21 protein-coding genes are annotated in these 25,263 nt (G+C 63.4%); 10 read left to right on the top strand and 11 right to left on the bottom strand.

Features of this window, described 5'->3' with window-relative positions:
* Nucleotides 1–92: 92 nt before the first annotated feature.
* The gene (locus tag ACQ5BM_RS21345) at nt 93–722 is read right to left on the bottom strand and encodes a DUF922 domain-containing Zn-dependent protease (protein ID WP_429815554.1); all 630 of its coding nucleotides are present in this window, start codon (nt 720–722) and stop codon (nt 93–95) included.
* Nucleotides 723–829: 107 nt separating this feature from the next.
* On the opposite strand from ACQ5BM_RS21345, the gene folP reads away from it, so the two are divergent.
* The 3 genes from folP to folK all read left to right on the top strand — a co-directional run bounded on the left by folP (nt 830) and on the right by folK (nt 2,690).
* Nucleotides 830–1,681, top strand: coding sequence for a dihydropteroate synthase (gene folP / locus ACQ5BM_RS21340; RefSeq protein WP_429815552.1), 852 nt, complete (start codon nt 830–832; stop codon nt 1,679–1,681).
* Between the two features lie 126 nt (nt 1,682–1,807).
* Nucleotides 1,808–2,176 (top strand): dihydroneopterin aldolase, encoded by a 369-nt coding sequence (gene folB, locus ACQ5BM_RS21335; protein WP_057248908.1) that lies wholly within the window; start codon nt 1,808–1,810, stop codon nt 2,174–2,176.
* Nucleotides 2,166–2,690, top strand: a complete 525-nt coding sequence (gene folK / locus ACQ5BM_RS21330; RefSeq protein WP_429815549.1) for a 2-amino-4-hydroxy-6-hydroxymethyldihydropteridine diphosphokinase — start codon at nt 2,166–2,168, stop codon at nt 2,688–2,690. Before folB ends, folK begins: the two co-directional genes overlap by 11 nt.
* 87 nt (nt 2,691–2,777) lie before the next feature.
* On the opposite strand, the gene ACQ5BM_RS21325 is transcribed toward folK, so the two are convergent.
* The 4 genes from ACQ5BM_RS21325 to ACQ5BM_RS21310 form a co-directional block, all read right to left on the bottom strand.
* Entirely contained in the window at nt 2,778–3,329 is a 552-nt protein-coding gene (locus ACQ5BM_RS21325; protein WP_429815547.1) for a hypothetical protein, read from the bottom strand.
* A gap of 207 nt (nt 3,330–3,536) precedes the next feature.
* Nucleotides 3,537–4,625: a YcjF family protein gene (locus ACQ5BM_RS21320; protein ID WP_429815545.1), complete on the bottom strand. Its 1,089-nt coding sequence runs from the start codon at nt 4,623–4,625 to the stop codon at nt 3,537–3,539.
* Nucleotides 4,622–6,118 (bottom strand): YcjX family protein, encoded by a 1,497-nt coding sequence (locus tag ACQ5BM_RS21315; RefSeq protein WP_429815542.1) that lies wholly within the window; start codon nt 6,116–6,118, stop codon nt 4,622–4,624. Before ACQ5BM_RS21315 ends, ACQ5BM_RS21320 begins: the two co-directional genes overlap by 4 nt.
* A gap of 130 nt (nt 6,119–6,248) precedes the next feature.
* The gene (locus ACQ5BM_RS21310) at nt 6,249–6,764 is read right to left on the bottom strand and encodes a SixA phosphatase family protein (RefSeq protein WP_429815541.1); all 516 of its coding nucleotides are present in this window, start codon (nt 6,762–6,764) and stop codon (nt 6,249–6,251) included.
* Between the two features lie 416 nt (nt 6,765–7,180).
* On the opposite strand from ACQ5BM_RS21310, the gene dksA reads away from it, so the two are divergent.
* A complete protein-coding gene (dksA, locus tag ACQ5BM_RS21305; RefSeq protein ID WP_043614592.1) occupies nt 7,181–7,600 on the top strand; it encodes an RNA polymerase-binding protein DksA in 420 nt (139 codons plus the stop codon).
* 129 nt (nt 7,601–7,729) lie between these two features.
* Here the strand turns inward: dksA and ACQ5BM_RS21300 are convergent, their stop codons facing one another.
* Entirely contained in the window at nt 7,730–8,713 is a 984-nt protein-coding gene (locus ACQ5BM_RS21300) for a flagellar biosynthetic protein FliO (RefSeq protein ID WP_429815539.1), read from the bottom strand.
* Between the two features lie 268 nt (nt 8,714–8,981).
* On the opposite strand from ACQ5BM_RS21300, the gene cckA reads away from it, so the two are divergent.
* Nucleotides 8,982–11,606: a cell cycle histidine kinase CckA gene (cckA, locus tag ACQ5BM_RS21295; RefSeq protein ID WP_429815536.1), complete on the top strand. Its 2,625-nt coding sequence runs from the start codon at nt 8,982–8,984 to the stop codon at nt 11,604–11,606.
* Between the two features lie 436 nt (nt 11,607–12,042).
* Here cckA and ACQ5BM_RS21290 read toward each other — a convergent pair whose 3' ends face one another.
* On the bottom strand, nt 12,043–12,972 hold the full coding sequence (locus ACQ5BM_RS21290; protein ID WP_429815533.1) for a pseudouridine-5'-phosphate glycosidase: 930 nt from the start codon (nt 12,970–12,972) through the stop codon (nt 12,043–12,045).
* Between the two features lie 31 nt (nt 12,973–13,003).
* The gene (locus ACQ5BM_RS21285; RefSeq protein WP_429815530.1) at nt 13,004–13,951 is read right to left on the bottom strand and encodes a carbohydrate kinase family protein; all 948 of its coding nucleotides are present in this window, start codon (nt 13,949–13,951) and stop codon (nt 13,004–13,006) included.
* A 321-nt stretch (nt 13,952–14,272) separates the two neighbouring features.
* Between ACQ5BM_RS21285 and recA the strand changes: the two genes are divergently transcribed.
* Both recA and alaS read left to right on the top strand, forming a co-directional pair.
* Nucleotides 14,273–15,361: a recombinase RecA gene (gene recA, locus ACQ5BM_RS21280; RefSeq protein ID WP_173516638.1), complete on the top strand. Its 1,089-nt coding sequence runs from the start codon at nt 14,273–14,275 to the stop codon at nt 15,359–15,361.
* Between the two features lie 229 nt (nt 15,362–15,590).
* Nucleotides 15,591–18,254 carry an alanine--tRNA ligase gene (alaS, locus tag ACQ5BM_RS21275; RefSeq protein ID WP_429815527.1) on the top strand — a complete coding sequence of 888 codons (2,664 nt, stop codon included), beginning with the start codon at nt 15,591–15,593 and terminating at the stop codon, nt 18,252–18,254.
* A gap of 44 nt (nt 18,255–18,298) precedes the next feature.
* Here alaS and ACQ5BM_RS21270 read toward each other — a convergent pair whose 3' ends face one another.
* Nucleotides 18,299–19,972 (bottom strand): SulP family inorganic anion transporter, encoded by a 1,674-nt coding sequence (locus tag ACQ5BM_RS21270; RefSeq protein WP_429815524.1) that lies wholly within the window; start codon nt 19,970–19,972, stop codon nt 18,299–18,301.
* Between the two features lie 173 nt (nt 19,973–20,145).
* On the opposite strand from ACQ5BM_RS21270, the gene ACQ5BM_RS21265 reads away from it, so the two are divergent.
* Together ACQ5BM_RS21265 and ACQ5BM_RS21260 are read left to right on the top strand one after the other, a co-directional pair.
* Nucleotides 20,146–20,994, top strand: coding sequence for an AraC family transcriptional regulator (locus tag ACQ5BM_RS21265; protein ID WP_429815522.1), 849 nt, complete (start codon nt 20,146–20,148; stop codon nt 20,992–20,994).
* A 210-nt stretch (nt 20,995–21,204) separates the two neighbouring features.
* Nucleotides 21,205–22,200, top strand: coding sequence for a carbon-nitrogen hydrolase family protein (locus ACQ5BM_RS21260; RefSeq protein ID WP_429815954.1), 996 nt, complete (start codon nt 21,205–21,207; stop codon nt 22,198–22,200).
* On the opposite strand, the gene ACQ5BM_RS21255 is transcribed toward ACQ5BM_RS21260, so the two are convergent.
* The gene (locus tag ACQ5BM_RS21255; protein WP_429815520.1) at nt 22,197–22,514 is read right to left on the bottom strand and encodes a LexA family protein; all 318 of its coding nucleotides are present in this window, start codon (nt 22,512–22,514) and stop codon (nt 22,197–22,199) included. The two genes, ACQ5BM_RS21260 and ACQ5BM_RS21255, sit on opposite strands and share 4 nt — an antisense overlap.
* A gap of 33 nt (nt 22,515–22,547) precedes the next feature.
* On the opposite strand from ACQ5BM_RS21255, the gene ACQ5BM_RS21250 reads away from it, so the two are divergent.
* Entirely contained in the window at nt 22,548–23,672 is a 1,125-nt protein-coding gene (locus ACQ5BM_RS21250) for an IS630 family transposase (protein WP_429815518.1), read from the top strand.
* Between the two features lie 167 nt (nt 23,673–23,839).
* On the opposite strand, the gene ACQ5BM_RS21245 is transcribed toward ACQ5BM_RS21250, so the two are convergent.
* Nucleotides 23,840–25,054 carry an NADP-dependent isocitrate dehydrogenase gene (locus ACQ5BM_RS21245; protein ID WP_429815515.1) on the bottom strand — a complete coding sequence of 405 codons (1,215 nt, stop codon included), beginning with the start codon at nt 25,052–25,054 and terminating at the stop codon, nt 23,840–23,842.
* Nucleotides 25,055–25,263: the final 209 nt, after the last annotated feature.

Genomic DNA, 25,263 nt, shown 5'->3' with positions numbered 1-25,263 from the left:
ATTTCACCAATAAAATACTGTGGGTATTGCCACTGAAATCACGCCGGGCCCGACTATAGTCAGGCTCTTCTTCAGGGGCTGGGCGTGGCTACCTATTGTTGCGTTTTCTTCAGCGTTTCGAGCCGGTACTGCAGAAGCCGGATCATGCGTTTGTCGAAATTCGCAGCTTCGGTGCGATCGAAGCGCGCCTGATCCTTGTCGTGCGCCTCGATTGCCGCGGCACTGACGCGCGCCACGGTTGCCTGCATGCGTTCACAATTCGCTTCCGGCTTCAGGGCGAGGAACGTCTTCTCCATGAGGCGGGCGTGGTTGCGGGCGATTTCCGCGTGCCGCTCCTCATGGCGCTTGATGTCGCTCGAAAGCGTATCCCAAACGAGCGCCAGATCCCGGCCGGCCTGGCGTCGATATTTCCAGCGCGGCAGGATGATGCGGGTGCTGAGCGTCACCCGTGCCGAGCCTACTGCACAACGACCGCCACGATTGACGTAGGTGATGGAGCCTCCGAACTTGATGCGGGTAGCGCCCGGGTGGCGCGCACCGGTGGATTTCATCATCGGGCCGCCGGCGGAGAGCGCCTTGTCGAGTTCCTCCGCAGTCCGGCCACCGATCGTGAAATAGGAAAAGCTCTTGTTGATCACGGTTTCGCCCGACGCAGCGCTGAGGGGAGCGGCGACCAGGAGAGCGAGGAGGGCGGCTTTGAGCGGGACGCGTACTCGGGACATCAATGCGTGGTTCTCTTCAGTTGAACTTCGATCAAGCTTGGGGCATAGCCACGACCGGCGCAACAGCAAATCGAGGGCTCTCGGCCGAGGACGGATCGTGAGGGAAAATGACTTACAATCCATTTCAGAAATTTAGCTGGAAGCTGGCGCATGGGCGCAGCCTCGAACTCGGGCCGCGTGGCGTTTTGATGGCGATCGTCAATGTTACCCCGGATTCTTTTTCCGACGGCGGCCGTTTCATCGATGCCGTTGCCGCGGTGGCACAGGGCGTGCGTTGCCTGCAGGAAGGCGCATTGATCCTCGATATCGGCGGTGAATCGACGCGGCCGGACGCGGCAGCGGTCAGCGCCGAGGAGGAGCAGGCGCGCATCCTGCCGGTGATCTCCGCGCTCAGCCGCGAGATCGATGCGTTGATCTCCGTCGATACCTACCGGGCCTCGACGGCTCGGCTTGCGGTCGAGGCAGGCGCCCATATCGTCAACGACGTGCACGGCCTGCAGCGCGAGCCGGATATCGCCGCCGTTGCCGCGGATACCGGAGCGGGGCTCTGCATCATGCATACCGGGCGCGACAGGCAGAAGCTTGCCGACGTGATCGACGATCAGTTCCATTTCCTCGATCGATCGCTGGAGATCGCGGCCGAAGCCGGCGTGAAGCGCGAGCAGATCGTGCTGGACCCGGGATTCGGCTTTGCCAAGGATACGGAAGAGAATCTCGAGCTGATGGCACGATTTGCCGAATTGCACCGTTTCGAACGTCCATTCCTGGTCGGAACGTCCCGGAAGCGCTTCATTGGAGCGGTGAGCGGACGTGAGGCGGCCGACCGGGATGTGGCGACGGCGGCGACGACGGCGCTGTTGCGGACTGCGGGCGCCTCGATTTTCCGTGTACATGATGTCGCAAACAGCAGGGATGCGCTGGCCATGGCCGATGCTATGCTGAAGACCAGAGCGGGATGAGGACAAGCGCATGCGGCCCTTCGCCCGCATCCGCCTGCAATTTACCAGAATAGATTACGTCACGATTTTAGGTCGGCTCGACCCAAAACCAGCGTGATCCCAGAATAGCCGATGGGACGGAGAAGCATGAGCCCGACTTACACGATCACTCTCAAGAACTGTGCCTTCTTCGCGCGCCACGGCGTCTTCGACGAAGAAGAGCTCCTCGGGCAGCGCTTCTTCGTGGACGCCGAGCTCGAAGTCGAGCAGGGAACGGCGCTCGTCGATGATTCGATCGAAGACACCGTCCACTATGGCATCGCCTTTCAGGAGATCGAGCGCATCGTCACGGGGCGCCGCCGCTACCTGATCGAGGCGCTGGCGCTGGAAGTCGCAAAGACGCTTTGCGTGCGGTTCCCGCAGATCAAACGCGCCAAGGTTTCGATCCGCAAGCCGAATGCACCCGTACCTGGCGTGCTCGACTATGTCGAAGTGACGGTCGAACATGTCGTCTGAGCCGGACTGGCGGGTCGCCACACTCGGCCTCGGCGGCAATCTCGGGGATCCGCGCAAGGCCATGGCGGCAGCGCTTCAGGCGCTCGATCAGCGCACCGACTGCGTCGTCAGGGCCGTGTCGCGGCTCTACCGAACGCCGCCATGGGGCAAGACCGACCAGGCGTGGTTCTTCAACGCCTGCGCCGCGGTCAGCACGACCTTGGAACCAGAGGCCTTGCTCGACACCTGTCTGGACATCGAACGTTCGATGAAGCGGGTGCGTGACGAGCGCTGGGGACCGCGGACGCTGGATATCGACGTCCTGACCTATGAAGGCGTGGCTCAGACAGAAACACGACTGGAGCTGCCGCATCCCAGGATGACGGACCGGGGCTTCGTGCTGATGCCGCTCGCCGATATCGCCGCCGACATGCCGGTTCGCGGACGCACGGTCGGCGACTGGTTGCGCGGGGCGGATGTGACCGGTATCGAGGTCGCCGACGGCGACATGACCTGGTGGCGCGCCAATTCCTGACCGATCCGGTTCAGTCGACGAGCTTTCCCGAAACAGCAAAGCCCCGGCGAAGACGACAGGGGCTTTGTTTTTTGGCTCTGCCTGGAGTTACTTGATCGAGCCGACAGCGATCGTGTCGACCTGGCGGTTGAGGCTGACGCCGATAACCGGAACCATCGTCTCCTCGACCTTGACGGAGATGGTGATGTTCATCGTCTGGTCGTCCTGAAGGCGGGCGATCATGGCGCCGTTCAGCTTCTTGCGGTTGATGCCGACGACGACCTTGTCCTTGGCGACGTTGCCGGAAACGATATCGAGGCCCTTGCCTTCGGCGCCGTCGAGGAACTTGCCCGTATAGCTGTTGCCCTTGCTGGTGATCAGCGCCGACATCGGCTGCTTGAATACACCGACGCGGCAGAAACCGTCGAGCTTGATGCCCGTGTCGTCACCAGCGACCGGTTCGCCCGAGAGGTCGCAGGTGAACTTGGTGCCCTTGTATTTGCCGGCGACGATCTCGCCCGGACCCTTCCACTGGCCGGCGACCTTCTCGAAGAAGGCCTTGTCCTTGACGCCGGAAGAGGCTGGCGTCGCAACGCCGACGGCAGCCGCAAGCGCGATGGCGGCAGTGCCGCGGGCGATCAAAGAAGGGCGCGAGAACATAAACGATCCTTGATGGGTCAACGTCCGAAACTGGAAGCCACATTTGCGCGGAAATGGTTAATGGAGCGTTTCCGAGAGGTGGCTATCAAGGCAACTTTGTGGCCGTGACGCCGATTATGCACTGAGCTTTCGGGCCTACCAAGGCCAACTGGAACAGGTTTTCTGCAAACCTGTTCCAGGACTCCTCCGGAAGGCTGGGAAGGCAGTTCAAGCGATTCGATCTCCGCCTTCGCTGCCGGTGCGCCCGGCACCGGGACTCAAGTCGGCGAGAAAGTCGCCGATACCCGGGCGCTTCAAAGCGCGGAACGGCATGGGACGGCAGAGATCCATGGCCGCTATACCGATGCGCGCGGTCATCAGGCCGTTGATGACGCCTTCGCCAAGACGCGCCGAGAGCTTCGAGGCGAGGCCATGGCCAAGCACCTGCTGGATGAGGCTATCGCCGGCGGCGATCGAGCCGGTGACGGCAAGGTGGGCGATGACATCGCGCATCAGCCTCAGCAGGCCGAACGTGCCGGGGCGACCGCCGTAGAGCTCGGCCATGGCGCGGATCAGGCGCGCGGATTCGTAGAGCACATATCCGAGGTCGACGAGGGCGCGTGGGCTGACTGCCGTGACGATCGAGACGCGCTTGGAGGCGGCAAGGATGAGACGGCGCGCCTCGCGGTCGAGCGGGCTCAAAAGCTCGCGCTCGGTAAGCTCGGTCAGATGCAGTCCATCGATGATCTCGCCCTCGGTCTCCTTCAGCCGCGTGCGGCCGCGTGCCGTTCGCGGATTGGCGGCCAGCAGATGCACGAGCTTCGCCTGCGCCGACCGTGCGAGCTTGGTGTTGCCGGAGGTCGCCGCGGTCTCCGTATCCGCTTTCAACCTCTGGATGGCGGTGAGCTGCATCATGCCCGAGAGTTCGCGGGCAACGACGATCAGCAGCGCCAGAAGTCCGATCGCGACGACCGCGAGGGCCGCGTAACCGAGCCAGTCGGCGCGGGTGAAGAGATCGCGCAGCAGCCGGTCGACCCACAGGCCGGCGGCAAGCGACAGGATGATGCCGAGGGCGCCGACCGCGATCTTGCCGACCGACAGACGGCGCTTACGCGGGGCCGCCTCCGGGAGTGTCAGCGCCTCGACGGCCAGCGTGGTCTCGCGGAATGGGTCTTCCGCATCGGGCGTCAGCACGACGTTGTCGTCGAAGCTCGCAGGCGAACGCGGCGCGCGCGTCTGAGGTCCGGGCTGAACGGGCTTCTCCTCTCCAATCGAAAAGGCGCCGGGTCGGCGGCGGCCGTTGCTATCGTCACTCATGCGAGCCGGTCCCCGAACAGGAATTGCATGGCCCGGTCGAGGCGGATATGCGGCACCGACAGCTTTAAGCCGCCACCGGTTTCTTCGAGATGGGGCGGACGGAAGCGAACGAAGCTGAGCTCCGGCGGCGGGTGGGCGCTTTCGACGAACGTCGTCCCGCCGGACTGCATCTCGATCGCTTTGAACAGCACTTCAGGGTCTTCCGGCAAGTCACCGGGAAATATCGCAATTTTCTTTTCGCCGTCAAAGATTTCGCCGTTGATCTTCTCACCGGCGATCGGCGTGCCGACGATAACCGGCAGCGTGTGGCCGTCGTGGTTGACGGTTGCTTCCCGGGTCGCCCTGACCGAGGCGAGCGCCATGACCTCGAGGCCGGCGCCACTCATGCCGATGCTCTCGGCCGCGCGATCGACCAGGCGCGCGGCGATGCGCTCCAGCCGGTCGTGGCTTTCATGGTGGAGATGATCCGCCTTGGTTGCGGCGATCAGCACCTTGTCGATCCGGCGTGTCAGGAAGGACGAGAGCCAGTTGTTGGTCCCCGGGCGGAAGCAGGCGAGCACATCGGCCAGCGCCTGCTCGAGATCGAGCAGCGCCTCCGGGCCGTTGTTGATCGCCTGCAGCGCGTCGACCAGCACGATCTGGCGGTCGAGGCGTGCAAAGTGCTCGCGGAAGAACGGGCTGATCACGTGTTTCTTGTAGGCTTCGTAGCGCCGCTCCATCATCGCCCAGAGCGAACCCTTGGGCGCGCGTCCGTCGGGAAGATCGGGAAGTGGCGAGAAGGTGAGCGCCGGCGACCCTTCGAGATCGCCCGGCATGAGGAAGCGACCAGGCGGCAGGGTCGAGGGGGATCGTTCGTCCGCCTTGCAGGCTCTGAGATAGCCGGTGAAGCTCTCGGCAAGCCGGCGGGCGCTCGCCTCGTCGGCAATAGCCGTCGGCCCTGCGGACGAGGCCAGCGTCAGCCATTCCGCCGAAAGGGCGCTCCGGCTGGCGGCGCGGGCGCGCGTCACGGCGTTATTACTGAACGCGCGGAAATCCTGCGCCAGCAGCGGGAGGTCGAGCAGCCATTCACCGGGGTAATCGACGATATCGAGCGACAGGCGGCCCGGCGAGAACAGTCGGTTCCAGCCGCTGGCGCTCTCATAGTCGAGCGTGATGCGCAATTGCGAAATGGCGCGGGTCGAATCCGGCCAGATGCGATCGCGTACCAGCGCGGCAATATGATCCTCGTATTGGAAGCGCGGTACGGCATCGTCCGGCTGCGGCTCGAGCTTGACCTTCGAGACCCGCCCGGAGCGCACCGGCTCGAACACCGGCAGGCGTCCGCCGTTCAGCAGATTGTGCACCAGCGACGAGATGAAAACGGTCTTCCCGGAGCGCGACAGGCCGGTGACGCCGAGGCGGATGGAGGGGTTGACGAGGCCGGAGGCTCGATCGGCCAGATTGTCGAGCGCAATCAAGGCGTCGTCTTTGAAGCTGGTCAGGTTGGGCGCCAAATCTTGCTCTTTCTAGCGGCGTATGTCCGTGGGTCGTTCTTCCGCCGCCGTCCGGCAGAACTGTCGCACGCAGGCAGCCACCGCGATATAGGCAATATTTCCCCGGCCGCAACGAGGCGTGGCAAATCTTCTATTGGTTCGGCAGCAGGATCGAGACCAGTGTCGCCGTCTCGTCGTCTTCCGGCGCGGCTGCCGGCAGATCGAGGATCGAAAGCCCCGCCGGCGGATAGCCATGGGGCATTGCCTCATGCGCGGCGTCGTCGCCGATCAGCCGGTAAAGCAATTGCTCGATCATCGGATTGTGCCCCACGAGCATCAGGGAATTCAGGTGCCGATGAGCGTCGATCAGATCGAAATAGACGCTCATCGGACCCGAATAGAGTGCGTCGATATAACGGATATCGAGGTTTTCGCTGACGGTGCGAAAGAACGGTTCGGCGGTCTCCCGGCAGCGCACGGCCGTGGAGCAGAGGATGCGTTCGGGGCGGATACCCCGGTCGGCGGCAATCTGCGCCAGCCGTTCCGCATCGACGTAGCCGACATCGTCCAGAGCCCGGTCGAAGTCCCGTTGCCCGGGCAAAGCCCAGCCGGAGCGCGCGTGCCGCAGCAGGTAGAGGCGAAGGACCTTTGGGGCGCTGTCTTGCATCGAGCGGTTTCCGGTGGCTGCCTGTTGCTTGTCGCTACAGGGGTCGAATGTGGTTGGCGGGGCAGCTTTCGCGTCGTCCGGCCAACTTTCACCTTTTCCCGCACGGATCGCAAAGATCAAGCTGCCGGCCGCGTTTTTTCCGGGGATCGGGGCGCTGCTGCGCTTTGCCGCGGTCGCGATCAGACGATCCAATGACGCAAACACATCAGCCTCACTTTTCAGCGAGGTCCGCCGAATGCAACGGTACGCACAAGCAGGAAATCAAGTTCCAATCTGTAATTTTGATGAAATATTCGTCAGTTAGCCTGAATCGCGAGCAATATCAAAATACCGTTGAGTGTCCGTTCCGAGGCTTGAATCACGGCTTCCATAGGTCTATACACCGCCGCAATGAGATGTTCTTCAGGAGAATCGCGTTGAGTGAGAAGATCGATCTTAGTACCTTTGTCCTTTCCGAGGACGAGGAATTCATGAATGCCAACCACCGGGCGTATTTCCGGGCCAAGTTGAACGCTTGGAAAAACGACATCCTTCGCGAGGCACGCGAGACACTGGATCACTTGGCGGAGGAGAGCGCCAATCATCCTGATCTCGCAGACAGAGCTTCTTCCGAAACAGATCGGGCTATTGAGCTCAGGGCCCGGGACCGCCAGCGCAAGCTGATCTCCAAGATCGATGCGGCGCTGCAACGGCTCGACGAAGGCACCTATGGCTATTGCGAGGAAACCGGTGAGCCGATCGGCCTGAAGCGGCTGGATGCACGCCCAATCGCAACCCTGTCGATCGAGGCGCAGGAGCGTCACGAGCGTCGGGAAAAGGTCTACCGGGACGAATAGGATATCCGGCTTTCGGAACTGTCTGAAAAAAGGCGCGGGTCAAACCGCGCCTTTTTCTTTGGTCCGAATGCACGCCAAGCGCGGACGTTTTCGCGTGATGCCGAACGACGACACACCTGAGAGCGGAAGCTACGGCTTCCGGCCAGCCGAGATATCGGCCAGCATGCGGTTCATCTCTTCTTCGATGGTCGGTTCCCTGCGGCCGCCGTCGGCACTGGGCGTGCCAAGCATCGGCTCCTGCCGGCCGGATGGCGTCAGGGAGCGGCTCTCCGGGGCGACCATGCCCGAAGCGGCAACCGGGCCCTGGCCAAGGCGCTGGAGGTCGCCGCTGATCTCCGCATCAAGCAGGCGCTCGAAGTCCGTGAGCCCGGCCGTCGGCGCCGGCTGCGGCTGTTGGACGGAGGGGGCCGGGCGCTGCACCTGCATGGGCTGCGACGGGATTGGCTGCGTCTGGACCTGCTGAGCCGCCGCAATGGGCCTGTCCAAGGATACATCGAAGTTTGCCTGGGGTGCCGAAGCGGTCGCCACGGCCGGGCTCTCCTGGGACGGCTGCACGGACGGACGGACAAGCGGACGCTGTTCAGCCGTGACCCCGGGGGCCGCCACCGGGCGCTGCTCGGCGACGACGCGCGGCGGCGCGGCCGGCTCGACACGGGTGGCCGGTTGTTCTTGCGGTCGGGCGACGGGCTGCACCGGCGTGACCGCAGCGACGGGCTCGGATTGAGGTGAAGGTGCCGTTTGCTGCGGAAGCTCCCTGGCTGCCGGTCGGCTCTCCACTCCCGTCGGCTCAGCAACTTTGCGTTCCGCAACGGGCGCGCGCTCCTCGGCGCTTCCGATCCGGCTCTCGATGACGATATCCGTCGGACCGCCGATCATGATCAGATGTTCGACATCGTCTCGGCGCACGAGGACCAGACGGCGGCGGGTGTCGACGGCGGCGGCATCGAGCACGGCAAGCCTGGGCTGGCGGTTCTTGCCGCCGCGAATGAAGGGCGAGGAGGGGCGGTTGCGCATGATCCAGAGCACGATCACGAGGCACAGAAGTCCGATCGCGACGGCTGCGGCGGCAATGACGAACCGGCTGCCGTTGTCGGCGATGATCGTTTCCATCATAGGCTGAGCTCCTTCTGCCTTTCGAGTGCCAGTATTTGACGGCTTTTTTCGGGCTCGGACAAGGACTTCGCCGACATTCCCTGTGAATTGGCGGCAATGCTTCCGCCGAGGTGCTTTTTGCTGTTATCTCTGATTGTTAAAGATGATTCTTGTCCGAGTGATCGAGGGCGTGTCGGGAATGGCCGATTTCGCCCGGCGGATCTTGCGGATGCCGGCCGGAAGGGCTGGGCCGCGCCGGCGCGCGGCGCCGGCCGCATAAGAGGACCCGATGACGAAATTGCGGCAGTCAGGCGACTACCAGATGCCGGTTGTTGACCGTGGCGTCAGGCCGGGCACCGTGCTGCGGATCGTTCTGCTCGCGATCGTCCTCACTGTATCGGCCATCGCCTTCGTGATCTTCAAGAACGAGATGGACAACGAGATCGTTCTCGGCATCCTCGGCGTTCTTGCCATGGTCGGCATCTTCTTCCTCGTTTCCTCCGTCATCGGTTTCATCGAGGTCATGCCGCAGTCGCGCCCGGACGAGCTGGCACGCGCCTTTCTCGATGCGCATGAGGACGGCACCATCGTCACCGACCGCAAGGGCCGGATCATCTACGCCAATGCGGCCTATGGCGCTTTGACAGGCGCCAAGAGCGCCGCCGGCATCCAGTCGCTCGAAACCATCCTGTCGCGCAACCGCGAGGCGACGGAGGCGATCTACCGGCTGACCAACGGTCTGCACGAGGGCAAGCAGGGGCATGAGGAATTTCGCCTGCTGAAGCCGCTGGCGACCACCACCTCCAGCGGTTCCGGCGCCCATTGGTTCCGCTTGAAGGCGCGGGTGCTGCCGCTCGAAGACAACGCACGCAATCCGCTCTATCTCTGGCAGATCGCCGACATCACGGCGGAGCGCGACGATCAGGAGCGCTTCTTCAAGGAATTGCAGAACGCGATCGACTATCTCGACCACGCGCCGGCCGGCTTCTTCTCCGCCGGGCGCAAGGGCGAGATCTTCTACATCAACGCCACCTTGGCCGATTGGCTCGGTATCGACCTGACCAAGTTCCAGCCGGGCTCGATCAGCATCGGCGACCTGGTGGCCGGCGAGGGGCTGACGCTCGTCCAGGCCGTACAGGCCGAGCCCGGCCTGAAGAAAACGAAGATGCTCGACCTCGATCTGCGCAAGATGAACGGCCAGAGCCTGCCGGTGCGCATGATCCACCGCGTCTCCTCGACGCGCGACGGGGCGCCTGGCGAAAGCCGCACCATCGTGATGTCGCGCGAAGGCGGCGAGGACAACGAGCAATCGGCGTCCAGCGCCGCCATGCGCTTTACCCGCTTCTTCAACAACACGCCGATGGCGATCGCCTCGGTCGACGGCAATGGCCGGATCCTGCGCACCAATGCGCCGTTCCTGAAGCTCTTCTCCGGCCTCGTCTCGCAGGACGACGTCGAGCGCGGAGCGCTGATCGAGGCCGTGGTCCACGAGAACGAGAAGGGCCGCCTGCACGAGGCGCTGGCAGCAGCGAAGGATCGGCAGGGCGACATCGCGCCGATCGATGCGCTGCACCCGACGGACGGAGAGCGCCACTTCCGCTTCTACGTCAATGCCGTGATCGACCAGAGCGATCAGTCGCCGGAGGAAGCGGCGATCATCTATGCGCTTGAAATCACCGAGCAGAAGGCGCTCGAGAACCAGATGGCGCAGACCCAGAAGATGAACGCCGTGGGCACGCTCGCCGGCGGCATCGCGCACGACTTCAACAACGTGCTGACGGCGATCCTGCTCTCGTCCGACCACCTGCTTCTGTCGGCCCGCCCGGCAGACCCGAGCTTTGCCGATCTCATGGAGATCAAGCGCAACGCCAACCGCGCCGCGGTTCTCGTGCGACAGTTGCTTGCCTTCTCGCGCAAGCAGACGATGCGGCCGACGGTGCTCAACATGACGGATGTGATCGGCGACCTGCGCATGCTGGTCGACCGCATGACCGGAACCAACGTCAAGGTCGAGGTCGATTATGGCCGCGATCTTTGGCCCGTCAGGACCGATCTCGGCCAGTTCGAACAGGTGCTCTTGAACCTGGCGGTCAATGCCCGCGACGCCATGCCCGAGGGCGGCACGATCACGCTTCGGACGCGCAACCTGCCCGCCGCCGAGGTTGCGGCCTTCGGACGACGCGAGTTGCCGGACGAGGATTTCGTGATGGTCGAGGTCGCCGACCAGGGGACCGGCATCCCGCCGGAGATCCTCGACAAGATCTTCGAGCCGTTCTTCACCACCAAGGAAGTCGGCAAGGGCACCGGCCTCGGCCTGTCGATGGTCTATGGCATCGTCAAGCAGTCGGGTGGTTACATCTATCCGGAATCGGAAGTCGGCAAAGGCACCACCTTCCGCATCCTGCTGCCGCGCCACGTGGAGGCACCGGCTGCGTCCGAAGGGGCCGAGACGGCGACCGTAACGGCGGAGGCCGCACCAGCGCCGGCGGCGCAGGTGGCTGCGGTACCGACGGCAAAAGCCGAGGAGCCGGCGGATCTCACGGGGGATTCAGCCGTCGTCCTGCTCGTTGAGGACGAGGAGGCGGTGCGCCGCGGCGGCAAGCGCATGCTGGAAACGCGCGGTTACACGGTCTACGAGGCCGGTTCCGGCGTCGAGGCGCTCGATATCATGGATGAGCTCGACGGTGCGGTCGACATTGTCGTTTCGGACGTGGTGATGCCGGAGATGGACGGGCCGACGCTTCTCAGCGAACTCAGGAAGAAGTATCCGGACCTGAAGTTCATCTTCGTTTCCGGCTATGCCGAAGACGCCTTTGCCCGCAACCTGCCGGCGGATGCCAAGTTCGGCTTCCTGCCAAAACCGTTCTCGCTGAAGCAGCTTGCGGTCGCGGTGCGCGAGATGCTGGACTCCTGAATTAGGGCCGCAGATTCAAGGGGCGATCCGGATCGATGCTTGGATGCTCCCATCGTTAGGCGGATGGAACACAATCGCCCTTCTGTCTTAGCCAAGGCGCGCCACCTGCGGCGCGCGTTGCCGACCAGCCGGAAGGAAGGTCGGCGATCTCATCAAGATCAGGGTGAAGATCGACGACCTCGGACATCGCGACCGAGCGCGTTCGCCATGTCGATCGGTGCGCCGTCTGTAAACGCCCAGGAGTGATCGTCTCATAGTGATCGTCTCATAATGTGTGGCGGCGAGAACCGAGTGCCGCGATCACCGAGCGGCAGGCAACGCAGGCAACACCAGGCGGCTGATCAAACTTCCGACGCATACTGAACCTTCGCCAATGTAGAAGCCCGGCGCTTGCGTGCCGGGCTTCTCAAATTATCCGCGTCTTTGCGGAGAGAAGTTACTTGGCGTTCAACGCGACCGCGATCTCGCCGGCAAGCCGCGCATTGTTCTCGACCAGCGCGATGTTGGTCTCGAGGCTACGGCCTTCGGTCATGTGGAAGAGATTGTCGAGCAGGTAGGGCGTGACGGCCTTGCCGGTGATCTCGTCGCTTTCGGCATTGTCGAGCGCGCGGGCGATGTAGATTTCCATCTCTTCGCGCGGGATTTCGCTTTCTGCCGGGACCGGATTGGCGACCAGCATGCCGCCGTCGACGCCGAGCAGCTCGCGCATGTTCTGGAAGTTGGCGATCGCCGCCGGGCTGTTCAGCATCAGCGGGCTCTTGAGGCCGGAATCGCGCGACCAGAAGGCCGGGAAGACTTCGCTGTCGTAGGTGACGACGGGTACGCCGCGGGTTTCCAGGACTTCGAGCGTCTTCGGGATGTCGAGGATCGCCTTGGCGCCGGCGCAGACGACGATGACGGCGGTGCGGGCGAGTTCGTCGAGGTCGGCGGAGATGTCGAAGCTGAGTTCGGCGCCGCGATGCACGCCACCGATGCCGCCGGTCGCGAAGACGCGGATGCCGGCGCGGGCCGCGGCAATCATGGTCGCGGCGACAGTGGTCGCGCCGGTGCGGCGTTCGGCGATCGCGAAGGCGAGGTCGGCGCGCGAGACCTTCATCGCGCCCTGGGTCTTCGCCAGTTCTTCGAGCTTGGCGTCATCGAGGCCGATATGCAGCACGCCATGGATGACGGCGATCGTTGCCGGCACGGCACCCTGTTCACGGATGATCGCTTCGACGCTGCGGGCCATGTTCAGGTTGCCCGGATAGGGCATGCCATGGGTGATGATGGTCGATTCCAGCGCCACGATCGGCGCGCCACGCGCCTTGGCGGCGGCGACCTCGTCGGAAAATTCCATCGGCAGGGAGGGAGAAGCGGGTTTGGTCATGGTCGTTCCTTGGGAGTTCTGCTGGCAATTGTCATGACAGCATTTGGGGCGCCGGCACAAGGGCCAGCGCCTGTTCGAGATTGGCCGCGGACATCTCTTCGGATGCGGCCAAGGGAGAGCGCAACGTGATTCCGGCGGCTGCGATGCCGTGCCGCAGGCACTCGGCAAGATCGCGGCCGGCGAGGCGCGCGGAAAGGAAGCCGGAGGCAAGCGCGTCGCCCGCCCCGGTGACATCGGCAAGTGCCGGAAGCGCCGGCGGAACGGCAACGCAGGCGCCATTGTCGTCAAAAGCGACGACCGCGCGGCCGCCGCGCGTCACGACACCGCCCTTGAGGCCCACGTCTCTCAGCAACGACGGCCATTCCTCCGCCTCGGTCGTCTCCTTGCCGGTCAGCGCCCGTGCCTCGGCTTCGTTCAGGAACAGGAACGAGAGGTGCGGGAGGCACGGCCGGTAGCGGATGACCTTGGCGGGCGACACGGCAATGCCGGCGACGAGGCGCCCGTTGCCTGCGGCCGACTGCACCAGGGCGGCGATCGTTTCTTCCGGCAGGTTGGCATCCGTGAGCACCAGCTTGCTCGCGGCGACGACATCGCGGAACGCGCGGCGTTGCAATTGCCGCGGCGAGAACAGCCGGTAGAGCTCCATGTCCGCGAGCGCGATGACCAGGTTGCCGTCGTTTTCGAGGATCGCCGTGTAGCTCGGCGTCTGGCGATCGAGAAAGGTGAGGGGGCTGTCGATGACGCCGGCCGCGGCCGCCGCCGCCGTCACCATTTCGCCGGCGGCATCGCCGCCACGGGTGCTGATCATGCACACCCCGTGGCCAAGGCGAGCAAGGTTGCGGGCCGCGTTGAAGCCGCCGCCGCCGGCCTCCTCGAACCAGGTGCCGGGATTGCTGGAACCCGGTGCGGTCGCGCCCGATATCCGGCCGCGCCTGTCGATATGCGCACCACCGAAAACGGCGATTTCAGCTTCCGTCATGAATGTTCCTCTGCTTGGCCCTTCGGCCGAAAAATCTGTTGGCTTTCTGCAATGGCCGAGGCGCGAATTCCAAGGGACCGGTGCGTCCGGTGTCTCCGTCTCAGGCGAATCGGCTCAGCCTTGCCGGGCAGGTTCGAAGGCGTGGCGCGCGCATTTCAGAACCTATGGTTTCAATCCGTGAACATGAAAGGAACGAAACCAAGATAATGATTGTTTTTCAATGTGTTGTTCTGCCCTTGCAAATACGGAACAAAACATGTACAAAAACTCCTGCGGCGGCTTCATTGCCTCGGTAGCTTCAATAACCTAAAGGTGGACCAAATGGCACAAAACTCTTTGCGGCTCGTAGAGGACAAATCGGTGGATAAAAGCAAGGCACTTGAGGCGGCACTTTCCCAGATCGAACGGTCGTTCGGCAAGGGATCGATCATGAAGCTCGGTGGGAAGGACAGCATCATCGAGATCGAGACGGTATCGACGGGTTCGTTGAGCCTCGATATCGCGCTCGGCATTGGCGGCCTGCCGAAGGGCCGCATCATTGAAATCTACGGCCCGGAAAGCTCGGGCAAGACGACGCTGGCGCTGCAGACCGTCGCGGAAGCACAGAAGAAGGGCGGCATCTGCGCCTTCGTCGACGCCGAACACGCGCTCGATCCGGTTTACGCCCGCAAGCTCGGCGTCGATCTCGAAAACCTCCTGATCTCTCAGCCGGACACCGGTGAGCAGGCACTGGAAATCACCGACACGCTGGTGCGCTCGGGCGCGATCGACGTGCTCGTCGTCGACTCGGTTGCAGCGCTCGTGCCGCGCGCCGAAATCGAAGGCGAAATGGGCGACAACCTGCCGGGCATGCAGGCTCGCCTGATGAGCCAGGCGCTGCGCAAGCTGACCGCTTCGATCTCCAAGTCGAACTGCATGGTCATCTTCATCAACCAGATCCGCATGAAGATCGGCGTCATGTTCGGTTCGCCGGAAACCACCACCGGCGGCAACGCGCTGAAGTTCTACGCTTCGGTTCGCCTCGACATCCGCCGCATCGGCTCGGTCAAGGAGCGCGAAGAGGTCGTCGGCAACCAGACCCGCGTCAAGGTCGTCAAGAACAAGATGGCGCCTCCCTTCAAGCAGGTCGAATTCGACATCATGTATGGTGAGGGCGTATCGAAGACCGGCGAACTCGTCGACCTCGGCGTCAAGGCCGGCATCGTCGAGAAGTCGGGTGCCTGGTTCTCCTACAACAGCCAGCGCCTCGGCCAGGGCCGTGAAAATGCCAAGCTGTTCCTGCGCGACAATCCGGATCTCGCCCGCGAGATCGAGATGGCGCTTCGCCAGAACGCCGGCCTGATCGCCGATCGGTTCCTCGAAAACGGCGGTCCGGAAGCGGACGACGGCGACGAGGCTCCCGAAGCGTAAGCCGCTGCGGCCCACGGAAGCTGCCAGGAAACCGGTCGTCCCATGGCGGCCGGTTTTTTGCTGCCGTCTGGACAGTATGGTACGTGAACGATAAAAGCCTTTGGTTCCGGCGACCGAGGGCGTTGGAGGGCGCGGCCATTATGGGTGGCTGCGGGGTTTAAGGACAACGGCTGATGGCGCGGCGATGGCCGCGGCCGGGCCGGAATTGGTGCTAAGAATAGGACGCAAGATGAGCGGCGTGAATGAAATCCGGTCGACCTTTCTCGACTATTTCCGCAGGAACGGTCATGAGGTCGTGTCGTCGAGCCCGTTGGTGCCGCGCAACGACCCGACATTGATGTTCACCAATGCCGGCATGGTGCAGTTTAAGAACGTCTTCACCGGGCTGGAGCAGCGTCCCTATTCGACGGCCGTGACCGCGCAGAAATGCGTGCGCGCCGGCGGCAAGCACAACGACCTCGACAATGTCGGCTACACTGCGCGTCACCACACCTTCTTCGAGATGCTCGGCAACTTCTCCTTCGGCGATTACTTCAAGGCGAACGCCATCGAGCTTGCCTGGAACCTGATCACCAAGGAATACGGCCTCGACGCCAAGCGCCTGCTGGTCACCGTCTACCACACCGACGACGAAGCCTTCGATCTCTGGAAGAAGATCGCCGGCTTCTCCGACGATCGCATCATCCGCATCCCGACCAGCGACAATTTCTGGGCCATGGGTGATACCGGCCCCTGCGGTCCATGCTCGGAAATCTTCTATGACCACGGCGACCAGATCTGGGGCGGACCGCCCGGCTCGGCCAATGAAGACGGCGACCGCTTCATCGAGATCTGGAACCTCGTTTTCATGCAGTACGAGCAGGTCACCAAGGAAGAGCGGGTCGATCTGCCGCGTCCGTCGATCGACACCGGCATGGGTCTCGAGCGTCTGGCCGCTGTCCTCCAGGGCGAACACGACAACTACGACATCGACCTTTTCCGCGCGCTGATTGCCGCTTCGGAAGAAGCAACCGGCGTCAAGGCCGAAGGTGACCGCCGCGCCAGCCACCGCGTGATCGCCGACCACCTGCGTTCGTCCGCCTTCCTGATCGCCGATGGCGTGCTGCCGTCGAACGAAGGCCGCGGCTACGTTCTGCGCCGCATCATGCGCCGCGCCATGCGCCACGCCCAGCTGCTCGGTGCGCAGGATCCGTTGATGTGGAAGCTCCTGCCGGCGCTCGTCGGCCAGATGGGCCGCGCCTATCCGGAGCTGATGCGCGCCGAAGCGCTGATTTCCGAGACGCTGAAGCTTGAGGAAACCCGTTTCCGCAAGACGCTGGAACGCGGCCTCAACCTCTTGTCCGACGCCTCGGCCGACCTTTCCGAAGGCGACCAGTTCAGTGGCGAGACCGCCTTCAAGCTTTATGACACCTACGGCTTCCCGCTCGACCTGACCCAGGATGCGCTGCGAGCCAAGGGCATCACGGTCGACACCGACGCCTTTTCGGCAGCGATGGAACGGCAGAAGGCCGAAGCGCGCGCCAACTGGGCCGGTTCCGGCGAGGCTGCGACCGAAACGATCTGGTTTGAGCTCAAGGAAAAGCACGGTGCAACCGACTTCCTCGGTTATGACACCGAGACGGCCGAAGGCGTGATTCAGGCGATCGTGCGCGATGGCGCCGTCGTCGCTTCCGCGGCCAAGGGCGACACCGTCCAGGTGGTGCTCAACCAGACGCCGTTCTACGGCGAATCGGGTGGCCAGATGGGCGACACCGGTACGATCACCACCGAAGGCGGCAAGCTCACCGTGACGGATACGCAGAAGCGCGGCGAGGGGCTCTTCGTCCACTACGCCGTCGTCGCCGAAGGTTCGATCAAGACGGGCGACGCCGCCCAGCTCGATGTCGATCATGCGCGCCGCTCGCGCCTTCGCGCCAACCATTCGGCAACCCACCTGCTGCACGAAGCGCTTCGTGAAGTGCTCGGCACCCATGTCGCCCAGAAGGGCTCGCTGGTGGCACCGGAGCGGCTGCGCTTCGACGTTTCGCATCCGAAGCCGATGACGGCGCAGGAGCTGAAGGTCGTGGAAGAGATGGCCAACGAGATCATCGTGCAGAACACACCGGTGACCACGCGCCTGATGAGCGTCGACGATGCGATCGCCGAGGGCGCCATGGCGCTCTTTGGCGAGAAGTATGGCGACGAGGTCCGCGTCGTTTCAATGGGCCGCGGTATTCACGGTTCCAAGGCGAACCGGCCTTACTCGGTCGAGCTCTGCGGCGGCACGCACGTGTCGGCCACCGGTGACATCGGCCTCGTCCGCGTCGTCTCGGAAAGCGCCGTCGGCGCCGGCGTTCGCCGCATCGAGGCGCTGACCGGCGAAGCCGCGCGCGCCTATCTCAACGAGCAGGACGAGCGTGTGAAGACGCTTGCCAACACGTTGAAGGTTCAGCCGGCCGATGTGCTCGGCCGCGTCGAGGCGCTGCTCGACGAGCGCCGCAAGCTGGAACGCGAACTGACCGAGGCGAAAAAGAAACTGGCGCTCGGCGGTGGCGGCGAGGCGGGCTCCGCCGATGCGGCCCGTGATATCGCCGGCGTTCGCTTCCTCGGCAAGGTCGTCTCGGGCGTCGAGCCCAAGGACCTGAAGAGCCTTGCTGACGATGGCAAGAAGAGCCTCGGCTCCGGCGTCGTCGCCTTCGTCGGCGTTTCCGGCGACGGCAAGGCGAGCGCCGTCGTGGCCGTCACCGACGACCTGACCTCGAAGCTCAGCGCCGTCGACCTGGTGCGCGTGGCTTCTGCCGCCCTCGGCGGCAAGGGCGGCGGCGGGCGCCCGGACATGGCGCAGGCCGGCGGTCCGGATGGCGGCCGCGCGGCGGAGGCCATTGAGGCCGTCGCGGTAGCGCTGGCGGGCTGAGCGTCCATAGGGAACCATGAAAAGGGCGCTGCGGGCGCCCTTTTTTATGCCGCCTTTTCGCTTGCGGCCTTTTCACTCCGGATGGTCTGGAGCGCCGCCGCGACGGAGGGGCGCATCAGAACACGCGGCGGCCGGACGTCATGCTGGTAGAGCGTGCGGCGCACCTGTGACCTCGCGCCCGTGATGATGAATCGAACCCCCGTCCTCTCGGCTTTCCGCAGCGTTCCCTCGATGACGTTGGCGGCGGTCGAATCCATGAAAGGCACTTCCGAGCAATCGAGGACGAAATTCTGCCGCTGGTCGGCGATGCGGTCGAGGACGGTCCCGACGGTTGCGGCCGAGCCGAAGAAGAAGATCCCGGATATCCGATAGATCACCGTATCCGGATCGTCGGCGATGAGGGGATGTTCCTCCTCGCTGTTCTCCAATTTGCTGGGCGCCAGCGGTTTGGTTTCACCGATGGAGATGCTCTTTGCCATGCGATCGATGAAGAGAACCGCGCCCAGCGCGAAACCGATGACGATGCCTTCCGTCAACTCGCGGAAGACGACGATGAGGAAGGTTGCGAGCAGGACGACCGCGTCGCCGTAGGAGGAGCGCAGCAGCGCCATGAAAGCCGGCTTCTCGATCATGTTCCAGGCAACGATCGCGAGCACGCCGGCAAGCGAGGCGAGCGGGATATAGCTTGCGAGCGGCGCCGCCAGGAGCATGAAGAGCAGCAGAAAGACGGAATGCAGCATGCCGGCGACCGGGCTGGTGGCGCCGGCCCGGACATTCGTCGCCGTTCGCGCGATCGTGCCGGTGACGCAGATGCCGCCGAAGAGCGCGGAACCGATATTCGCGATGCCCTGGGCTACCAACTCGACGCTGGAGCGATGCCTGCGCCCCGTCATGCCGTCGGCAACGACGGCCGACAACAGCGACTCGATCGCACCGAGCAGAGCGAACGAAACCGCATCCGGAAAGACAGCCGTTGCCTTTTCGAGCGAAAGCGGCGGCAGGGCGGGAAGCGGCAGGCCGCGCGGAATGCCGCCGAACCGCGTGCCGATCGTTTCTGTCGGGAGTTGCAGGAGGGCGACGAAGGCCGATGCCGCGGCCACGGCGATCAGCATGCCGGGCCAATGCGGTCTCAACCGACGCAGGCCGAGAATGATGCCGATGGTCAGGCCCGCCGTCAGCACCGCTGCCCCGTTGACCGTACCGGCGGCGTGGGCGAGGACCACGACCTTGTCGACGATCGGACCGGGCTCGGGGCCGGCGAGCGTCAGGCCGAAAAGGTCGCGCAACTGGCTGGCGAAGATGATGACGGCAATGCCTGCGGTGAAGCCGACCGTGACGGGGTAGGGTATGAACTTGATGTATTGCCCGAGCCGGAGATAGCCTGCCGCAATCAGCATGATCCCGGCCATCGCCGTCGCGAGCAACAGGCCGTCGAGGCCGTGCCGGGCACCGGTTGCCGCAACGAGCACGATGAAGGCCCCTGCCGGACCGCCGATCTGCACCCGGCTGCCACCGAGAAGCGAAACGAGGAAGCCGCCGACGATCGCGGTATAGAGCCCGCGGTCGGGCGTCACCCCCGAGGCGATCGCGATCGCCATGGAGAGCGGCAGTGCGACGATCGCGACGGTCAAACCAGCGAGCGCGTCTGTCTTGAAGCGGACAAATCCATATCCCTCCGCAAGAACGCTGACCGTTTTCGGAACAAGAGAATCGGGCATCGGACTCTCCAGAGGCACCGCGTTGGCTGGAACAAACATGGCGGGCATGCTCAGCCTATCTGAGTCGCGATGCGGCACAAGCGAGCGCGGCAGAGGTCCGCAGGATTTGTCAAATCGATCTGTGATTTGAAGGGTTTCGAGCGAAACGCGAGAGTTTCGACAGGGAGCACGACATGGGTGAAGGCGCATGGGCAATCTACGAGGGGCGGCTCCACCGCGTCTCGGCCTATATTTACGCGCATCTCGACGGCGATCTCGACCTCGATCGTCTTTCCGAGATCGCCTGCCTGTCGCCGCATCATTGGCACCGGATCTACCGGGCCGTTCATGGCGAGACGCTGGCGGCCACGGTGAAGCGGCTGCGGCTGCAGCGGGCCGCGGCCGATCTTGCCCAGTCCGACCTTCCCGTCGAAGCGGTCGCGCGACGCTCTGGCTACCCCAATCTCCAATCCTTCAATCGCACCTTCAAGGCTGCCTACGGGTTGCCGCCGGCGCGCTACCGCAAGGAGGGCAGCCATGTTGCCTTTGAAACCGCCTCAACGGAAGGAATTACGGATATGTATGAAGTCACCCTCAAGGACATTGACGCCTTCGACCTCGTCGGCATCGCCCATAGCGGCTCCTATATGGAGATCGGCAAGGCGTTCGAGACGCTCTACGGCACCCTGTTTTCACGCAAGCAGTTCCGGCCGGACATGGAAATGATCGGCATCTATCTCGACGATCCGGAACTGGTGTCGACGGAAAAGCTGCGTTCCTTCGCCTGCGTCAGCGCTCGCACGCCGGTCCCGGTGGAAGCGCCGCTGACGCCGCAGCACCTCGACGGCGGCCGCTACGCCGTGCTGCGCCACAAGGGTCCCTATGCGGATATGCCGAAGGCCTATCAATGGCTCTACGGCACCTGGCTGCCGCAATCGGGCCGCGAAATCCGCGACAGCCTGATGTTCGAGAAATATCTCAACAATCCGCGCGAGGTTCCGCCGACGGAATTGTTGAGCGAGATCTATTTGCCGTTGAAATGATGACAGGCGTCGGGTCGCCGCGTTGGAATTGACGAATCGGCGGCTCAGCGGCACCTTTGGTTCGGCGTGGCCTGCGCCGAACCTCCAACGATCGTCCCCAGCACGGTCCTTCCACGGAGGCAAAGGGACTTCAGTCTCGGGTCGCAATTTCGGTCCCACCGTTTCGGGTCCGGTTGCTGGGGAACTGCCCGAGACGCGAAAGGCCTTGCTATGACTGAAAACCGAAACTTCAAACGGCGCGTTCGCGCCCGCGTAGTCAAGACGGGCGAATCCTACACCACTGCGCTCATGCATCTTCGCGATGCGAAGGCAACCGGGGTGCGGCCCCAATCAAATTCGCTGCGCTTGGCTGTGGCGCAATCCGGCTATTTCGATGACCCCCGCGACGCGGCTGCACTTCGCCTTGCCGGGGAGAAAATCCGGCACCTGATGCGGGACGCGCATCGGGCAGGAGCCCGCGTGGTGCATTTTCCGGAGGGAGCGACATGTTTTCCGAACAAGCGCATTATGTCCGCTATCGGTCCCCGCGAAATAGGTCCATCCGATTGGCGCCGGTTCGATTGGACAGTTCTGCGCGAGGAGCTTGATGCCACGCGAACGCTGGCGCGGGAACTCGGCCTATGGACAGTCCTCGGGTCTGTACATCCGCTCACCGAACCTCACCGCCCGCATAACAGCCTGTATGTAATCTCGGACAAGGGAACGGTCGCGACACGCTACGACGAGCGCATGCTTTCGAATACCAAGATCTCGTTCATGTACACGCCCGGATCGATCCCGCTGACATTCGACGTCGACGGTGTGCGCTTCGGCTGCACGCTTGGCATCGAGTGCCACTTTCCCGAGCTTTTCATCGAATACGAGCGGCTAAATGTCGACTGCGTCCTGTTCTCGACCACCGGCGGCTCCTTGCCAATCGACCTGGCTTTTGCCGCCGAGGTGCAAGGGCATGCGTCGAGTAATCGCTATTGGGCGAGTTTCGCCGTTCTCGCGCAGCCGGGTCTCGTCGCTCCCTCGGGTATTGTTGCTCCCGACGGCCAATGGGCGGTGCGATGCGCTGGAGACGAGCCTTCGATTGTCGTGGCCGATATCGGCAACGATCCTTGCGATCCGGCCCGGCCATGGCGCCGACAGGCCCGGGACGGAATCTACGATCCGCATATCGTGGACGACGATCCGCGAAGCAACAGTCGTGACATGTTCTAGTACCTCTGCACAGAGGATTTGACGAGTTGGTTTGGTTGCAGAGTGGGTAGGCTGTTGTGGTTGACGAGCAATTCGATGCTGCGGGCGACACCGGGTTTCCTTCGGATTAAGCCGGCCCGCTCGAGGGTGAGCACCATTTGGTGGACGGATGGTGGGGTGACGCCGAAATAGCGTTGCAGGTCGCGTTCGGCCGGCGCCCGTTCGTTGATTTGGCTATAGGCCCAGATGAAGGCGAGGTACTGGCCCTGCTTTTCGGTGAAGTGGAGTGGCGCTGCCGGCTGCCCGTCAAGTAATTGATTCATTTTTCGATTCATCCGGAACCTCCGCAATTGAAGGAGGTTTTCCGGATGAATGTACGCCATCGTGTCGACCTCGACCAACCCGAACGCAACGAACTCTTGAGCATCCTGCGCGGCGGCAAGCACCCGGCGCGCAAGCTCAAGCGGGCGCAGATCCTGCTCGCCGCCGACGCGGGGCTCAGCGACGAGGCCATCGCCGCAACGGTGGCGGTCGGCGGTTCCACGGTTTACCGCACCAAGCGTCGCTTCGTGGAGATGGGCCTGGAGGCGGCGCTTGGCGAGGAGCTGCGCCTCGGCGCGGAACGCAAGCTGACCGGCAAGGAGGAAGCCCTGCTGGTGGCCACCGCCTGCTCCAGCCCGCCGCCGGGCTGTGCCCGCTGGACGCTGGAGCTGCTGGCCGACGCGTTCGTCAAGCTGACCGAGCACGAACAGCTGTCGCGCGAGACGGTGCGCTGGCGCCTGGCCGAGAATGATCTCAAGCCATGGCGCAAGGACATGTGGTGCATTCCCAAGATCGATGCCGAGTATGTCGCGCGCATGGAGGATGTGCTGGATCTCTATGGCGAAGCTTCCGACCCGCAGCGGCCGGTGGTGTGCTTCGACGAAAGCCCGACCCAGCTCATCGGCGAGGTGCGCCAGCCGATCCCGGCCGAACCCGGAAGGCCGGAACGTTACGACTGCGAGTACAAGCGCAATGGCACTGCCAACCTGTTCGTCTTCCTCGACGCGCACCAAGCCTGGCGCAAGGTGAAAGTCACCGAACGGCGCACCGCCGACGACTTCGCTCACTGCATGCGCGATCTCGTCGATGTCCATTATCCCGAAGCCGGGCGCATCCGCGTGGTGCTCGACAATCTGTCGACCCACACACCCGCTGCACTCTACCAGGCCCTGCCGGCCGATGAGGCGCGCCGAATCCTGAGAAGGCTGGAATTCCACTACACGCCCAAGCACGCCAGCTGGCTTAACATGGTCGAGATCGAAATCGGCGTCCTGCGCCGCCAATGCCTCAACCGCCGCATCGAAAGCCGCGACCGCCTCGTCGACGAGGTTGCAGCCTGGGAACGCCGACGCAACGCCAGTGGTGCCCGCATCAAATGGATGTTCTCTACCGAGAAGGCCCGCGTCAAACTGGCCAAAGCCTACCCAAAACCAACGGACAAAGAGTCATAACCTCTGTGCAGAGACACTAGGAGATTCTGCGAAAACGACTGCCGCTCTCGGCTTTAGCGCAGACGAGCGTAGGCCGCAGAACGGTGATCGGGGATTCGGAATTGTGATCAGCCAAAAAGAAACCCGACTCGAGGCCGGGTTTCGTTGACTTCGGGTCTGGCGCCTTATCAGGCGGCCATGGCCTTCTTCAGGTTCTCGTCGATCTTGTCGAGGAAGCCGGTGGTCGAGAGCCACGGCTGATCGGGACCGATGAGGAGCGCCAGGTCCTTGGTCATGAAGCCGGCTTCGACGGTGTCGACGCAGACCTTCTCAAGCGTGTCGGCGAACTTGGCGAGCTCGGCATTGCCGTCGAGCTTGGCGCGGTGGGCGAGGCCACGGGTCCAGGCGAAGATCGAGGCGATCGAGTTGGTCGAGGTTTCCTCGCCCTTCTGGTGCTGGCGGTAGTGGCGGGTAACCGTGCCGTGGGCGGCTTCGGCTTCGACCGTCTTGCCATCCGGCGTCATCAGAACCGAGGTCATCAGGCCGAGCGAGCCGAAGCCCTGGGCAACGATATCGGACTGCACGTCGCCGTCGTAGTTCTTGCACGCCCAGACGTAGCCGCCGGACCACTTGAGAGCGGAGGCAACCATGTCGTCGATCAGGCGGTGTTCGTACCACAGCTTCTCGGCCTTGAACTTCTCGGCGAATTCTTCGTCGAAGACCTTCTGGAAGATGTCCTTGAAGCGGCCGTCATAGACCTTGAGGATGGTGTTCTTGGTCGAGAGGTAGACCGGAACCTTGCGCTGCAGGCCGTAGTTGAACGAAGCGCGGGCGAATTCGGTGATCGAATCGTCGAGGTTGTACATGCCCATGGCAACGCCGGCCGACGGCGCGTCGAAGACGTCGTATTCGATTTCCTTGCCGTCTTCACCGACGAACTTCATCGTCAGCTTGCCCTTGCCGGGGAACTTGAAGTCGGTGGCGCGATACTGGTCGCCGAAGGCGTGACGGCCGACGATGATCGGCTTGGTCCAGCCCGGAACCAGGCGCGGAACGTTCTTGCAGATGATCGGCTCGCGGAAGATGACGCCGCCGAGGATGTTGCGGATCGTGCCGTTCGGCGACTTCCACATCTTCTTCAGCTTGAATTCCTCGACGCGGGCTTCATCCGGCGTGATGGTGGCGCATTTGACGCCGACGCCGTGCTTCTTGATCGCGTTGGCGGCGTCGACCGTCACCTGGTCTTCGGTGGCATCGCGGTTTTCGACGCTGAGGTCGTAATATTCCAGATCGATGTCGAGGTAGGGATGGATCAGCTTGTCCTTGATGAACTGCCAGATGATGCGGGTCATCTCATCGCCGTCGAGCTCGACGACCGGATTGGCGACCTTGATCTTTGCCATGAATATGCCTCGTAGCTTATGCGGGACAGCGGGAGCGATGTCCCTTCCTCTCTGAAAAATCCTGTGCCCTATAGCACTCAGAACCGGCAAGGCAAAGCATGCTTGGCTGAAACTTTGGATGGAGGCGAAGGCTTCAGTCGACCGAGGGCTCGGCAATGCTTTGCGGGGGCATCCCAGGACGTCATCGGCCTTGCAAAGATCGCTTCTGT

It is taken from the genome of Ensifer sp. B1-9 (assembly GCF_050474445.1).
GTDB lineage: Bacteria > Pseudomonadota > Alphaproteobacteria > Rhizobiales > Rhizobiaceae > Ensifer.
The sequence above is the reverse complement of the archived record's forward strand: the minus strand, read 5'-3'. Positions and strand labels throughout refer to the sequence as shown.